This is a genomic window from uncultured Sphingomonas sp., from assembly GCF_937871615.1.
Lineage (GTDB): Bacteria > Pseudomonadota > Alphaproteobacteria > Sphingomonadales > Sphingomonadaceae > Sphingomonas.
This window is the reverse complement of record NZ_CALMPA010000070.1, coordinates 14,337-27,961: the sequence shown is the minus strand read 5'-3', so window position 1 is coordinate 27,961 and position 13,625 is coordinate 14,337. Positions and strand designations below refer to the sequence as shown.

Below are 13,625 nucleotides of genomic sequence, written 5' to 3'. Positions count from 1 at the left end.
CCCGATCACCCCCGCCGCCACGCCATCAATTCGCCCCCGGCGACCACCGCGCCGCTCGCGCCGACCGGCTCGATCGCGCCATCGGTGAGGAAGGCGATCGTCGCGGCATCTTCGCCCGGCACATGCGCCAGCGTGCGATTCCCATCGGGCAGCCGCGCCACCACGACGCCCGATTTCGGCTGCCCGTCGCGCGCATAGAACACGGTATAGGTCTCGATCTGCGCCGGCCCGGCATAGTCCTTCATCAGTTCGGGCACGCGCCCGCGCGCCGCATCGGCTTCGGCCTGACAATCGAAATCATGCGCCTCGCCCGCGCCGGGCAGTGGCGCGGTGCCGAGCACGATCGCGTGATTGTGCGTGGCATAGCCGCCATTGGCGAACAGCAGGCCCTTGCCCCCCGCGCGCCCACGCAGCGCATCGACCATCGCCGCCACCGCATGGCTCATATAATTGCCGATCGGGCCGCCGCCGAAGGTCAGCCCGCCGAACACCGTGGCGGGCCTGCCCAGCGGCCAGCCGATCACGCGCCGCGCCATTTTGGGTACGCACGGGAAACAGGAATATAGCTCGGCGAGATCGAGATCGGCGCCCGCCACCCCGTTCCATTCCAGCGTGCGCCTGAGGCACACTTCCATGCTCGGCGATTTGTCATAGCGATCACGCGCCATGAAATCCTCCGCCTCATGCGCCGCCGCACCCCGCCCGACATAGATGATCCGCGCCTCGGGCACCCCGCGCCGCCGCGCCTCGGCAAGGCTGGTGACGAGAAACCCCGCACCCTGATTGACGCTGGAATTGGCGACCATCAGCTTGGTGTAGGGGAAGGCGATCCGCCGGTTGTCGGCGGTCGGCTCGATCACCTCGTCCGGGGTTTTCGGCGCGTGAATCCACGCCGCCGGGGTGGCCGCCGCGATCTGGCTGAAGCGCGACCAGATTTCCCCGGATTCGTGCTGCCCCTGCGCCAGCGTCTGCCCGTAAGCCGCGCGACCGGCATTTTCATAAAGCGGATAGACGTCGACCGGCGCGGACAGGCCGTGGAGCTGGCGATATCCCGGCGCGCGGCCCTTGGCGAGATTGCGGATCGGGTTCTGATCCGCCACCGCCGTCTTCGCCGCCAGCGCGGCGCGCTGACTGGCGGTGCGCAATGCCTCCCCGCCCGTCACCGCGGCGATCCTGATTTCGCCCCGCGCGATCCGGTTCGCCGCCTCGTTCAGCAACAGGATCGGGCTGTCGCCGTTGGGGCCAGCCGATTCATAGACGATGCCCGCGCGCGATCCGATCCGGTCGGCGACCTTTTGCGCCAGTGGATTATCGCGGGCGAAGCTGATCTGCATCACCACCGCGACCGATTCGACATCCGCCAGCCAGCCCCCGCCCGCGTCGCGATCCGCCGCCTCCAGCGCGGCGACCATCAGGCCGAGCGAATCGAGCCCCTGCATCGGGTCCGCCGGGCGGTCGTTGACCTGCCCGACGCCCACGATCACCGCGACGCGCTCGGGATCCATCGCCACCTCAGCGCGCCTTCCACACCGGCGCGCGCTTCTCGGCGAACGCCTTTGGCCCCTCACGCGAATCCTCGCTGGTGAACACCACCATCGTCTCCTTGCGGTTCTGCGCCCAGGCGCCCTCCTCGCGCGCCACCTTGCCCTCGACGATGCCCTGCGCCATCCGCTTCGATGCCTGCACCGAAAGCGGCGCGTTGACCGCGATCCGCTCCGCCAGCGCAAAGGCGGTATCGAGCAACGCCTCGCGCGGGGCGATCGCGTTGACCAGGCCAAGCTCAAGCGCGCGCTGGGCGGAAATCGGCTCGCCGGTCAGGATCATTTCCATCGCGATCTTCTTGGGCAGTTGTTCGGGCAGGCGAAACACGCCGCCCGCCGCCGCGAACAGCCCGCGCTTCGGCTCGGGCAACCCGAATTGCGCGCTGTCCACCGCCACCGCCAGATCGCAGGCGAGCGTGATCTCCAGCCCGCCGCCCAGCGCGGTGCCATTGACGCAGGCGATCACCGGCTTGGAAATCGCATGGCTCACGATCCCGCCAAAGCCCCATGATTGCTTGGCCTTGTCGGCGGGCACCAGGCTTTCGCCGCGCGACAGCGCCACCAAATCCGCCCCCGCGCAAAAGGATTTGTCGCCGGCGCCGGTGACGATCACGCAGCGGATTTCGGGATCGCGATCCGCCGCCGCCAGCGCATCGCCAACGCCTTCGTGCACCTGCGCGTTGACCGCGTTGCGCGCCTCCGGCCGGTTGATCGTGACCAGCATCACATTGCCGCGCGTTTCGACTGCTACCGCGTCATTCCCAAGAGCGCTCATATCTTCTCCTTCAAGCTGCCTGTTCGATGATTGTATCGGTGATGAGCGCGGCGATCGCCGCCGTGTCCAGCCCCAGCCAGTCGGCCACCACCGCCGCGCTGTCCTCGCCGATGCGCGGGGCCGGGCGCTGATCGGGATCGGGCAGATGCGCCGAACGTGTCGGTCGGCCTTCCACCACGAACGGGGCGTCGATCAGCGGATGCCGCGCCTCGCGGAACGTGCCGAGCGCCTGATATTGCGGGCTGGCGGGCAGATCGGCGACACGCACCATCGCGCCCGCCGCGATTCCCGCCGCCTGCAACAACGCCATCGCCTCGTCGGGCGGGCGCGTCGCCGCCCATCGCGCCGCCGTCGCGCGATCGGCGCCGCCGGTCACCCTTGCTAACGCGGCGCGATCGGCATCGTCGCGGATCGTCGCCACGCACCATTCGTCGTCCCCCGCGCAAGGGAGCAGCCAGTTCTCCGCCGCCGCGCCGCGCGTGAGCGCCGGGCCGCTTGCGAGCGCCGCGATCTCCGCGCCCTTGTGCCCCAGCATCACTTCCGCCTGGGCGATGCTGGCGCTGCCGCCGCGCCCGGTGCGCATCCGCCGGATCAGCAGGGCAAGCGCCGCACCCGCCCCGATCCGCGCCGCGACATGATCGGGATAGACGGTGATCGCGTCCGAAAAGCTCTCCGGCTCACCGGGATAGACCCATTGCCGCGCCAGCCCCGCCGATGCGCGCACGAGCGGGCCATAGCCGAGCCGCCCGGACCACGGCCCCGTCGGCCCGAATGCCGAGCTGTCGATCATCACCAGCCGCGGGTTGGCGCGCTCCAATGTCTCCCGGTCGAAGCCGAGTGCCGCGAGCGTGCCGGGCTTGAAGTTCGAGCACAGCACATCGGCCTGCCGCACCAGATCGAGGAACAGCGCCTTGCCGCGCGCCGAGCGCAGGTCGATCGCCAGCCCGCGCTTGTTGCGATGCCCGGCGGCGAAGGTCAGCGAAACGGCGGCATCGTCGCGGGATTGGCGCTGCCCGTCGGGGAAGGCGGCATTCTCCACCTTGACCACCTCCGCGCCGAGATCGGCGAGCAGCCGCCCGGTTTCCCCGCCGACGACGATCACGCCCATGTCGAGCACCTTGATGCCGTCAAGCGGACCCGTGGCGCTGGCACCGGCGGGCGCTGCGTCGAACGCCGCGCGCGCGCCGGTGAAGGTCGCATCGCCGCCCGGCGCCGGGGCGGAGCCACGGATGCCCGCACGCGCGCCGTCTATCTCCACCGCGCCATTGGGGAAGGGCAGGCGCACGCCCGGCGCGATCTCCACCGGCGCGAAGGCGTTGCGCGCGATCATCTGCGGCGTCGCGATCGCCTCGCCTATATCGAGCAGCGCGGCGGCGGGCACGCCATGCGCCTGCGCGCCGGCCTCGATCTCGGCGCGGGTCTGCGGCGCGAGGAAGCGGGTAAAGGCATCGCGCAGCGGCACCGAGCGATAGCGCGTCGTCAGCTTCTCCCATTCCCGCCCGGCGAAGTCGGCCGGCTCGCCCATCCATTTGAACATGCCGTGCCATTGCCGTGGCGCGAGCACGCACAAGCGAACGAACCCATCGGCGCAACGAAAGATCGGATAACGATGCCGTTCGTCGCTCCGCCCCCGCGGCATTTTCCACAAAGGCACCCCCGATTGCGCACTCCCCGACAACCCATATCCCGGATCGAGCGCCTGCATCGCGGCCTCCAGCAGCGCCACGTCGAGCCGGTCGCCTTTCCCGGTCCGCAATCGTCCGATGAACGCGGCGAGCGCGAGGCAGGCGATCTGGGGCGCGGCGGTCTGCAAGGTCAGTTCGCCCGGCGGCAGTAGCGGCGGCCGCCCCGGCAACCCCGATCGCGAGAGGCCGCCGGTTAGCGCATGGAGCACCGCATCGCTCGCGCGCCAGCCCTGCCACGGCCCGGATTCGCCGAAATCGCTGATCGAGACGATGACCAGCGCCGGATTGGCGGCGCGCACCGCGCCCAGATCCAGCCCCGGCAGCCGCGCCTCAAGCAGGATATCCGCTGTCCGCGCCAGTTCCATGAACCGCGCGGCATCATGCGGCAGATCAATCGCCGCGACGCGCTTGCCGAGATTGGCCGCGACGAAGCCCAGCCCGATCCCCGCCGCCTTATCACCCGCGGCGCGATCCGCCCCGCCGCCGCTTGGCTCGACCCGGATCACCTCCGCGCCAAGCTCGCCAAGGAAGCGCGCGATCGCGCCCAATGCACCGGGCACCGCATCGAGCACACGCACCCCGGCGAGCGGCAGGTCCGCCGTGTTCACGCCGGCCATGCCAGTTCTCGCCGCGCCGCGCTCGCGAGATAGAAGTCGACGAACGCGCGCTCATCGCCCCCCGCCGCCGCGACACGATCATGTTCGGCGATCAGCGCACGCGCCAGCCCCGCCCAACGCGCGTCGAGCGCCGGCAGAGTCATCTCCCCGCCCGCCGACGTGTCGCCGAGCAACGCGCGCATCTCCGCGATATCGGTGATGCGCCATGCCGCGGCCTTCTCCGCTTCCTGCGCGGCGAGCAGCGCCATCAGCCCGGTGCCCGCGAGCATCGCGCCGCCGAAAGCGTCGACGGCGGCTGCGGCCTGCCCCGCGCCGCTTGCGATCATCCCGGCGCCGGTCAGGATATGGCCGAGCTGGCTCTGCGTCGCACCCGGCGGCTCGGGCGCGGTGGGGCGGCCCGCCAGCATCGCCGCGATCACCGCATCCTGCCGCCGCCCGACATACCAGCCCGACAGCCCGAGGATCGGATCGGTGCGCCCGCCATCGACGAATTCGCGGAAGGCGGAAATCCAGATCGCCGCGCCCTTCACCGCGTTGAACAGCAGCCACCAGTCGAGCGCCGCCGGATCGACCGCCAGCCCGCTCGCCTCGCGCCATATCGCCAGCGCGCGTTCGCGTGACGTCATGCCGCACGCGCGGCCCGGCTGGAAATGATCCCAGATCGGATTGAGCGCCCAGCCGAGATCCTCCAACGGATCGCCGAGGTGCGCCATCTCCCAATCGAACATCGCGAGCATCCGCCCCGCGCCGTCGTGCATCATGTTGCCCGAACGATAATCGCCATGAACGATCGAGATGCGCTGCGCCGGTGGCGGCGGATCGGCGCGCAGCCGCCGGATCGCGGCGCGCGCGATCGGCTGCGGCGCGAAGGCATCCGCCTCGATCACGCTTTCCCAATAATCGAGCGCGATGCGCCAGCATTGATCGGGCGCGGGCGTCTCGACATGGCGAGCGAGCGGAGAACCGGCCGGATCATGCGCGGCCAGCCGGCCAAGGCTTGCGAAGAATTGCTCGCCCAGCGCCTCCGCATGATCGCCAAAGCCCGCGCGATCGAACGGGCTGGCGACCAGCCCGTCGTCGATCCGCTCCATCAGGAAGAACGGGCGCTCAAGCTCCGCCCCGCCCGGCTCCAGCACGATAGCGCCGGGAACGGGGACGATGCCCGCCGCGCTCTGATAGGCGCGAAACTCGGTCTCGCTTTCGGTGTCGATCAGCCCGGCCTCCGGTTCGCGCCGCAGGATCAGCCGCCGCCGCTCCCCGTCGACGAACGCGTCGAAGCGATAGGTTTCGCGGCTCGCGCCACCGGGGATGCGCGCCAGATCGCGGATCACCACCGGCGTGTTCCAGATGCGCGTCAGATAGGCTTCGATCGCCGCGCCGATCATTGCGCCGGATCCAGCACATTGCGGAAACCGGACGGGAGGTGCGGCCCCATCACCAATTGCTCCAGCACGCCCCTGCCCCTGCGCACCGAGCCATCGGGCGCGGTCATCGTCACGCCGATCAGCGCCTGAATATGCAGATGGTGCGGCATCATCGGATCAAGTTCCGCGGGCACGAAATCCTCGCGCTCCACCGTCACCGCCTCGCCATGATTGCGGCCATGCGCCCATTTCGGGTGGCCATAGCCCAGCCCGATCATCTGGAAGGTCGCGCCGATATCGAACGCCACCTTCGTCTCGCCGGCTGCATCGTGCAGCGATACGGATGCGCGCTCGGCGTGGCGCGTGCCCTTGCGCCACGCGATCGCATAATCCGCCGCTTCATAATGGCGCTCGTCCGCCGCGCCGCCGCCTTCGGGGCGCCATGTCGCGCGCCGGTTCCAGAAGCGGCCATGCGCGTCGTCGTTGGTGTGGCAGTAAAGATCACCGCCCTCGATCACGCACGGGCTCCACAGCCAGAAGAATTGCGGCGCGATCGGCGGACTGGCGGGCTGCGCATCGGGCGCGCCGATCGGTCGCACACCCCATGAGCGATCGCGCGTGCCGACCCAGCCGTTCACGTCGATGCGTTCTCCGTCCACCTCGATCCAGCCGGCATAGCGCCCGTTCTGCGTCAGCCGCGTCACGTCCATCATCACGCGCGGGCCGTTGCGGCGCGTGAAACGCGGCTCCTCCAGCGGGAAGGAGCGGCCGGTGAAGGTGATGTCGGCGCGGATCTTCTCGTCCGGCGCGTCGACCTTGAGGCGCAGCACCTGAAGCGGCTCCACCACCTCGATCGCGATCGGCCCGACATGGGTGTCCATCCGCTCCATCCCGAGGCCACGGCTGGCATGAAGATTGACCTGCCGCCCGCCGATCAGCACGCAGAACGCCGCGTCGATCACGTTCAGATGCGGATAAACGCCCAGCGCGGCGGCGAAGAAACCGTCGTCATCGGTGCCTTGCGGATAGCCGTTGAAGAAATAGCGATCGTAGAAATTGCGATCGGTTCCCGCATAGGCGATCGGCTCCGCCGTCTGGTGGATCGGATAGTCGTCGCCCTTGGTCAGCACCATGCCAGCTCTCCTTCGGGGGTCGCGTTCTATCGCCGCGATGCCCCAGCGTGGACGAGCGGCGGTGATCCTGTCAACGCTACAATAACAGAAGTTATGCCGCGAAACGTCGCGCCGCCGGCGTGCCGCGCGCGCCGCGCACCAGCCGACCCGGCAAGGCGCCGGTCGGCTCGCCATCGCGATAGGTGATCTGCCCGGCAACGATCGTCGCGACATAGCCGCGCGCGCGCTGCATCAGCCGCCGCCCGCCCGCCGGCAGGTCATGGATCACCTCCGGCGCGAGCAGGGTGAGATTGTCATAGTCGATCACGTTGAGATCGGCGCGCAGCCCCGGCAGGATCATGCCCCGGTCGCCCAGCCCAACCAGCGCGGCGGTATCAGCGGCCTGCTGCTTAACCACGAACGGCAGCGACAACTTCGGCCCGCGCGTGCGATCGCGCGTCCAATGGGTGAGCAGCGAGGTGGGAAAGCTGCCGTCGCAGATCATCCCGACATGCGCGCCGCCATCGGACAGGCCGGGCACGGTATCACGGTGCAGCATCATCTCATGCGATGCGTCGAGCGAGCCATAGCCATAGCTCAGGAACGGCAGATACAGGATGCCGCGCCCGTCGTTAGACAGCAGGTGATCGAGCGCCACTTCCTGCGGCTCCCGCCCCTGCGCGGCGGCGATCGCGGCGACCGTGCGGTCCGGCGTCGGCTCATAATCGGGGCTTTCCGGCCCGAGCGGGTACATGCCTGCCCAGGCGGTTAGATTGGCGCTCGCGAATGGCCCGCGCGGATCAGGCGTTTCGGCGAGCAGCCGTGCGCGGAAGGCGGGATCGCGGAGCCGGGCGAGCTGCGCGGCAACCGGCAAGGCGGCAATCTCGCGATAGGCTTCGTGCCCGCTGAACGGATTGGCCGTCAGATCGAGCCCGAACAGCACCCCCACCGCGCGGGCGCTGACCTGCGCCTTCATCGGCAGCCCGGCATCCACCGCTTGCCCCAGCCAATCCAGGATCATGCGATACGAATCGGGCGCCTGATGGCTCTGCGCGAGGCTGAAGCTCAATGGCCGGCCAGATTTCTCGACGATGCGGCGAAACATCGCGAATTCGCCCGCCGCATCGGGATGAAAATCGCTGACGAGCTGCAACACCCCCGCGCCGCGCCCGCCATTGGCGGCGGCGAGCCCCATGGCGATGCCGGTCAGTTCATCCTCCTCCGCCGTCAGCGTCGGGGTCGGCTCGCCCGCTTTGGTGCGATGGTTCAGCGTGCGGCTGGTGGAGAAGCCGAGCGCGCCGGCCTCCACGCCCGCGCGCGCGATCGCCGCCATCTGCGCGATATCGTCCGCCGTCGCCGGCTCGCGCGCCACGCCGCGTTCACGCATCACATGCACGCGCACCGCCGCATGGGGCAGTTGCGTCGCGACATCGAGATCGAAGCGGCGCTGCCCCAACGCATCGAGATAATCGGGGAAACTCCGCCAGTTCCACGGCAGCCCGGCGGTTAGCACCGGATAGGGCAGATCCTCCACCCCCTCCATCAGATAGACCAGCCGATCGCGATCGTCCGGACGGCACGGCGCGAAGCCGACGCCGCAATTGCCCTGCACCACGGTGGTAACGCCATGCCATGATGAGGGCTGGAGCCGCTCGTCCCAGGTCGCCTGCCCGTCATAATGGGTGTGGACATCGACGAAACCGGGGGTGATGATCTTCCCGCGCGCGTCAATCTCCTCGCGTCCGCGCCCGGCGATCCTGCCGATCGCCGCGATCGTGCCATCGGCCACCGCGACATCCGCCTCGAACGGCTCTCCGCCCGATCCGTCGACGATCGTTCCGCCGCGAATCACCAGATCCCAGGCTGCATCGGCCACGCGCACCTCTCCTCGGAAATTTTCCCGAAGGGTGCGTCGTCCGATTTGCTAAGTCAAATGTATTAGAAGGTTAGGGTTGAGTCAGCGGGGCGAACCGCGCCACTTGCCGCCCGATCAGGCGCAATTGCTCCACCACCGCCGGATCGCTCGCGCCGCCGGCATCGTCGAACTTGGTGATCTGGCTGTTGATCGCGGCGGCGAACGGCGTCGGCCAGCCGCGCAGCGCGTGGACGATCGAGCGCAGCGCGGCGATCGTCGATCCGGTCGCCTGCCAGCCGTAAGCGGTGGCGATCAGTCCGACGGGCATGTCCGCGAGATACGGGCGATTCGCATCGCGCGCGGTTTCCTCGAGCAGATCGAGCGCGTTCTTGACGAGACCGGAGATACTACCGTGATAGCCGGGGCTGGCGATGATGACCGCCGAGGCGCTCCGCACCGTTTCGACGAACTCGCGCTCCTCGGGCGTGCGTTCGGGCGCGCGCGGATCATAAAGCGGCAGCTTCGCCATATCGGCGCCGCCGAACATCCGGGTGCGAAAACCCGCCTCGCACGCCGCATCGAGCGCGATCCGCAAGGCGCGCTCGGTCGAGGACACGCCCCCGGTCGTGCCGCCGATCCCCACTACCAGCGGCTTGTTTTCGCCGCTTCCCGCTTTCGCTTCATTCGTCATCGGGCTAAGCCCTTCGCATGGCCCGGCCCCTTGCGGCAACTGTCTTGTTAAAGTAACGCACCCATGGCCGAGCGCTCACACGACGATATGCACCCCGATCCCCACGAAACTGGCCGCTTGCGCTACAACCATGCCCCGGCGGACGCGCGCGCGCCGCTGTCGGGGTTCAACGCATGGCATGAGGGCGACGCGCCCCCGCCGCCCGAGCCGCCGCATCATCCGCGCCCGAATCGCGCCCGGCGCATCTGGCGCTGGGCGGCGCGCGCGGCCGCGGCGTTCATCGTCCTCATCGTCATCGCGGTGGCGTGGCTCGCCGTCACCGCGCCATTGTCGCGCTCGCTGAAGCCGCCGACGCCGCCGTCGATCACGCTCACCGCGTCGGACGGCACGCCGATCGCGCGGCGCGGCGCGATCATCGGCGCGCCGGTCGACGCCGCGAAACTGCCGCCGTATGTGCGCGAGGCATTCATCGCGATCGAGGACCGGCGCTTCTATTCGCACTGGGGGATTGATCCGCGCGGCATCCTGCGCGCCGCCTGGGCCAATGTCGGCCATGGCGGGGTGCGCCAGGGCGGCAGCACCATCACGCAGCAGCTCGCGAAAAACGCCTTTCTCGATTCGGATCGCACCGCCGGGCGCAAGCTGCGCGAGATGCTGATCGCCTTCTGGCTGGAGGCGTGGCTGACAAAGGACGAAATCCTCTCGCGTTATCTGTCGAACGTCTATTTCGGCGACAATGTCTATGGGCTGCGCGCCGCGGCGAACCATTATTTCGGGCGCGCGCCGGAGAAGCTCAGCGTCGGGCAGGCGGCGATGCTGGCCGGGCTAGTGAAGGCGCCGTCACGGCTCGCGCCGACCGGCAATCTGGAGGGTGCGCAGGCGCGCGAGATGGTGGTGGTCGGCGCGATGGTCGATGCCGGCTTCCTCACCAAGGCCGAGGGCGACGCGGTGCAGCCGCAACGCGTGCTCGCCAGACAGGCCGAGCAGCTTCCCAATGGCACCTATTTCGCGGATTGGGTGCTGCCCGATGCGCGCGATCAGGCGGGCGAGATTCGCAACGAGGCGGTGGTCCGCACCACGCTTGACCGCGATCTCCAGCGCACCGCGGAGCGCGTGATCCGGCAGGCCGGGCTGCGACAGGCGCAGGCCGCGCTGGTGGCGATGACGCGCAGCGGCGAGGTCGTCGCGATGGTCGGCGGGCGCGATTATGCGCAAAGCTCGTTCAACCGCGCAACGCAGGCACGGCGCCAGCCCGGCTCGACCTTCAAGCTGTTCGTCTATCTCGCGGCGATGCGCGCCGGGATGACCCCGGAAACGATCGTCGACGATTCGCCGGTCGAAATCGCGGGGTGGAAGCCGAAGAACGACGGCAACGATTATCTCGGCAAGATCCCGCTGCGCCGCGCCTTCCAGCGCTCGTCAAACGTCGTCGCCGCGCGCGTGACCGAGGAAGTGGGGGTCAAGAACGTGATCCGCGCCGCGCGCGATCTGGGCATTTCCACCCCGATCGCGAACGAGGCGACAATCTCGCTCGGCACGTCGGAAGTGTCGCTGCTCGAACTCACCGCCGCCTTCGCCGGGGTGGCCGACGGGCGTTATCCGGTCCACCCGCGCGGGCTGAAGGATGCCGGCGACAAGCCATGGTATAGCGCGCTGACCGGCGGCCAGAAGACCATGCCCGCGACGATCCATGACGAGATGCTGGAGCTGCTCGCCGCCTCGATGCGCGGCACCGGGCGCGCCGCCGCGCTCTCCGTCCCCGCTTATGGCAAGACCGGCACGTCGCAAAGCGGACGCGATGCGTGGTTCATCGGCTTCGCGGGCGATCTGGTGGTCGGCGTGTGGGTCGGCAATGACGACAACACGCCCAATCCGGGGCTGCACGGCGGCGGCGTGCCCGCGCAAATCTGGCGCAACTTCATGGTTTCCGCGCTTGATCTGAAGCCCGTGGTGAAAGCGCCCGAACCGGAGGAACTCGATCCCGAAGCGGCGATCGGGGACATTGCGGATAATGTGCTCGCCCCCGTCACCGGGCAGTTGCAGGGGCAGCTCCAGAGCCAGCTTCAGGGAATCGGGCTTGATCTCAAGATCGGGCAGGATGGGTCAATCTCGGTCAACCGCCCCCGTGAGGCCGGCGGCCTGCCACCACCGCCGTCAGCGCCGCCATCCCGCCGCGAGGATCGGGCGCCGCCGCCGGATGCAACGCCGCCGCGCGACTGACCTATCAGCCAGGCTTGTGATCCAGGCGTGGTTTTCAGGTCGACAGCGTCGCGCGGGCGGCTAGAGCGGGGGCGCCTGTCGCCGTCCGGTGCGCGGGGAGGAACAAAGCCGATGAGCGACGCGCCCCGCCCCAATTCCACCCGCGCCGCGATTCTGATCCCGTTCGCGATCGTGACGCTGATCTGGGGCTCGACCTGGCTTGTCATCCGCGATCAGTTGCATGTCGTGCCGGCGAGCTGGTCGGTCAGCTATCGCTTCCTCACCGCCGGCGTGGCGATGCTGGTCTGGTCGCTGGTCAGGCGCGAGCGATTCGGGCTGGATGCGCGCGGCTGGGCGTTCGCGGGCGCGCTGGGTGCGGCGCAGTTCGTGTTCAATTTCAACTTCGTCTATCGCGCGGAACAGCACATCACCTCCGGATTGGTCGCGGTGGTATTCGCGTTGCTGCTCGTGCCCAATGCGTTGTTCGGGCGCATCTTCCTCGGCCAGAAGCTCGGGCGGCAATTGATCGCGGGTTCGACGGTGGCGATGGCGGGCGTGGTGCTGCTGTTCATCAACGAGGCACGCAGCGATCCGCACGGATCGGATGCGGCGCTGCTCGGCATCGCGCTCACCTGTTGCGCGATCCTCTCCGCCTCCAGCGCCAATGTGATGCAAGCGACCGAAACGGCGCGGCGCTATCCGATGATCCCGACGCTCGCGGTGGCGATGCTGATCGGCGCGGGGCTCGATGCGATCTGGGCGTGGTCGACGGTCGGCCCGCCGGTGTTCGAATGGCGCGCGGGCTATATCGCCGGCATCCTCTATCTCGGGCTGGCCGCCTCCGCCTTGTGCTTCCCGCTCTATTTCAACGTGATTCGCGTGATCGGCCCGGCCAAGGCGGCCTATTCCAGCGTGATCGTGCCGGTGATCGCGATGCTGCTGTCGACATTGTTCGAAGGCTATCGCTGGTCGCCGCTGGCGATCGGCGGCGCGGCGCTGGCCGGGGCCGGCCTCGTCATCGCGCTCACCGCGCGCAGGCCGGCGCGATAATCGGGATAAAGCGGCGCCCAGCCGAGCACGCGCTTCGCCTTGCCCGTCGCGACGCGGCGGTTCTCCGCATAAAAGCCGCGCGCCGCGGGCGAGAGCGTATCAAGCGCAACCAGCGGCGGCGGCGGCAGCCCGAGCAATGCGGCGGCATAGGCCACCACCTCATTCTGGCTCGCGGGCAGATCGTCGGCGAGATTGTACGCTCCCGCCGGCGCATTGAACCCGGCGATCACCCCGCTAGCGATATCGGCGACATGGATGCGGCTGAATATCTGCCCTGTGATATCGACACGGTGCGCGGTGCCGGCGCGGACCCGATCGAGCGGGGAGCGCCCCGGCCCGTAAATTCCCGGCAGGCGAAACACCCGCGCGCCATGCGCCAGCCAGGCGGCATCCGCCGCCGCGCGCGCGCCGCGCCGCCCGCCGCCGATCGGCGTGCACTCATCCACCCACGCGCCGCGCGTATCGCCATAGACGCCGGTTGACGAAAGATAGCCGAGCCTACGCCCGCCGAGCAGCGCGCCATAACGCGCCAGCACCGGATCGCCCGCCGCATCCGGCGGCACGCTCGACAACACATGCGTCGCAGCAGCCAGCCCGGCGCGCACCGCATCCGCGTCATCGAAACGGATCGTGCCGTCGCGGCCGTCTCGCGTTGTCCCCAGCGCGGGCCAGCCGCTCGCCGCGACGATCGCGCGCGCGGCATAGCCCAGCCCGAAGACGAACAGCCGGGTCATCG

Annotated in this window: 10 protein-coding genes; 2 read left to right on the top strand and 8 right to left on the bottom strand. The window is 69.1% G+C overall.

Translation table 11 applies throughout. The annotated features are described in order from the left end of the window. Nucleotides 1-5 precede the first annotated feature (5 nt). The 7 genes from Q0316_RS18185 to Q0316_RS18155 all read right to left on the bottom strand — a co-directional run bounded on the left by Q0316_RS18185 (nucleotide 6) and on the right by Q0316_RS18155 (nucleotide 9,640). Nucleotides 6-1,505 (bottom strand): acetyl-CoA acetyltransferase, encoded by a 1,500-nt coding sequence (locus Q0316_RS18185; protein ID WP_298675333.1) that lies wholly within the window; start codon nucleotides 1,503-1,505, stop codon nucleotides 6-8. Nucleotides 1,506-1,512: 7 nt separating this feature from the next. Continuing rightward, the gene (locus tag Q0316_RS18180; protein WP_298675002.1) at nucleotides 1,513-2,316 is read right to left on the bottom strand and encodes a crotonase/enoyl-CoA hydratase family protein; all 804 of its coding nucleotides are present in this window, start codon (nucleotides 2,314-2,316) and stop codon (nucleotides 1,513-1,515) included. Nucleotides 2,317-2,326: 10 nt separating this feature from the next. Then, entirely contained in the window at nucleotides 2,327-4,618 is a 2,292-nt protein-coding gene (locus Q0316_RS18175) for a CoA transferase (protein WP_298674999.1), read from the bottom strand. Further along, the gene (locus Q0316_RS18170; RefSeq protein ID WP_298674996.1) at nucleotides 4,606-6,003 is read right to left on the bottom strand and encodes a phosphotransferase; all 1,398 of its coding nucleotides are present in this window, start codon (nucleotides 6,001-6,003) and stop codon (nucleotides 4,606-4,608) included. Before Q0316_RS18170 ends, Q0316_RS18175 begins: the two co-directional genes overlap by 13 nt. Continuing rightward, nucleotides 6,000-7,115, bottom strand: a complete 1,116-nt coding sequence (locus Q0316_RS18165) for a hypothetical protein (protein WP_298674993.1) — start codon at nucleotides 7,113-7,115, stop codon at nucleotides 6,000-6,002. The genes Q0316_RS18170 and Q0316_RS18165 overlap by 4 nt, the downstream gene beginning before the upstream one ends. A gap of 91 nt (nucleotides 7,116-7,206) precedes the next feature. Further along, nucleotides 7,207-8,970, bottom strand: coding sequence for an amidohydrolase family protein (locus tag Q0316_RS18160; protein WP_298674990.1), 1,764 nt, complete (start codon nucleotides 8,968-8,970; stop codon nucleotides 7,207-7,209). Nucleotides 8,971-9,040: 70 nt separating this feature from the next. Further along, nucleotides 9,041-9,640: an NADPH-dependent FMN reductase gene (locus Q0316_RS18155; protein WP_298674988.1), complete on the bottom strand. Its 600-nt coding sequence runs from the start codon at nucleotides 9,638-9,640 to the stop codon at nucleotides 9,041-9,043. 63 nt (nucleotides 9,641-9,703) lie between these two features. Between Q0316_RS18155 and Q0316_RS18150 the strand changes: the two genes are divergently transcribed. Both Q0316_RS18150 and Q0316_RS18145 read left to right on the top strand, forming a co-directional pair. Then, a complete protein-coding gene (locus Q0316_RS18150; protein WP_298674985.1) occupies nucleotides 9,704-11,860 on the top strand; it encodes a transglycosylase domain-containing protein in 2,157 nt (718 codons plus the stop codon). 111 nt (nucleotides 11,861-11,971) lie between these two features. Then, the gene (locus Q0316_RS18145; RefSeq protein WP_298674982.1) at nucleotides 11,972-12,889 is read left to right on the top strand and encodes an EamA family transporter; all 918 of its coding nucleotides are present in this window, start codon (nucleotides 11,972-11,974) and stop codon (nucleotides 12,887-12,889) included. Here Q0316_RS18145 and Q0316_RS18140 read toward each other — a convergent pair. Next, the gene (locus Q0316_RS18140; protein ID WP_298674979.1) at nucleotides 12,799-13,623 is read right to left on the bottom strand and encodes an NAD(P)-dependent oxidoreductase; all 825 of its coding nucleotides are present in this window, start codon (nucleotides 13,621-13,623) and stop codon (nucleotides 12,799-12,801) included. The genes Q0316_RS18145 and Q0316_RS18140 overlap by 91 nt on opposite strands. Between the last annotated feature and the right edge of the window lie 2 nt (nucleotides 13,624-13,625).

What these genes read in the sequence shown, in the direction of transcription:
- Q0316_RS18185 (WP_298675333.1), bottom strand. Translation starts at nt 1,505, where the DNA reads ATGGATCCCGAGCGCGTCGCGGTGATCGTGGGCGTCGGGCAGGTCAAC.
- Q0316_RS18180 (WP_298675002.1), bottom strand. Translation starts at nt 2,316, where the DNA reads ATGAGCGCTCTTGGGAATGACGCGGTAGCAGTCGAAACGCGCGGCAAT.
- Q0316_RS18175 (WP_298674999.1), bottom strand. Translation starts at nt 4,618, where the DNA reads ATGGCCGGCGTGAACACGGCGGACCTGCCGCTCGCCGGGGTGCGTGTG.
- Q0316_RS18170 (WP_298674996.1), bottom strand. Translation starts at nt 6,003, where the DNA reads ATGATCGGCGCGGCGATCGAAGCCTATCTGACGCGCATCTGGAACACG.
- Q0316_RS18165 (WP_298674993.1), bottom strand. Translation starts at nt 7,115, where the DNA reads ATGGTGCTGACCAAGGGCGACGACTATCCGATCCACCAGACGGCGGAG.
- Q0316_RS18155 (WP_298674988.1), bottom strand. Translation starts at nt 9,640, where the DNA reads ATGACGAATGAAGCGAAAGCGGGAAGCGGCGAAAACAAGCCGCTGGTA.
- Q0316_RS18150 (WP_298674985.1), top strand. Translation starts at nt 9,704, where the DNA reads ATGGCCGAGCGCTCACACGACGATATGCACCCCGATCCCCACGAAACT.
- Q0316_RS18145 (WP_298674982.1), top strand. Translation starts at nt 11,972, where the DNA reads ATGAGCGACGCGCCCCGCCCCAATTCCACCCGCGCCGCGATTCTGATC.
- Q0316_RS18140 (WP_298674979.1), bottom strand. Translation starts at nt 13,623, where the DNA reads ATGACCCGGCTGTTCGTCTTCGGGCTGGGCTATGCCGCGCGCGCGATC.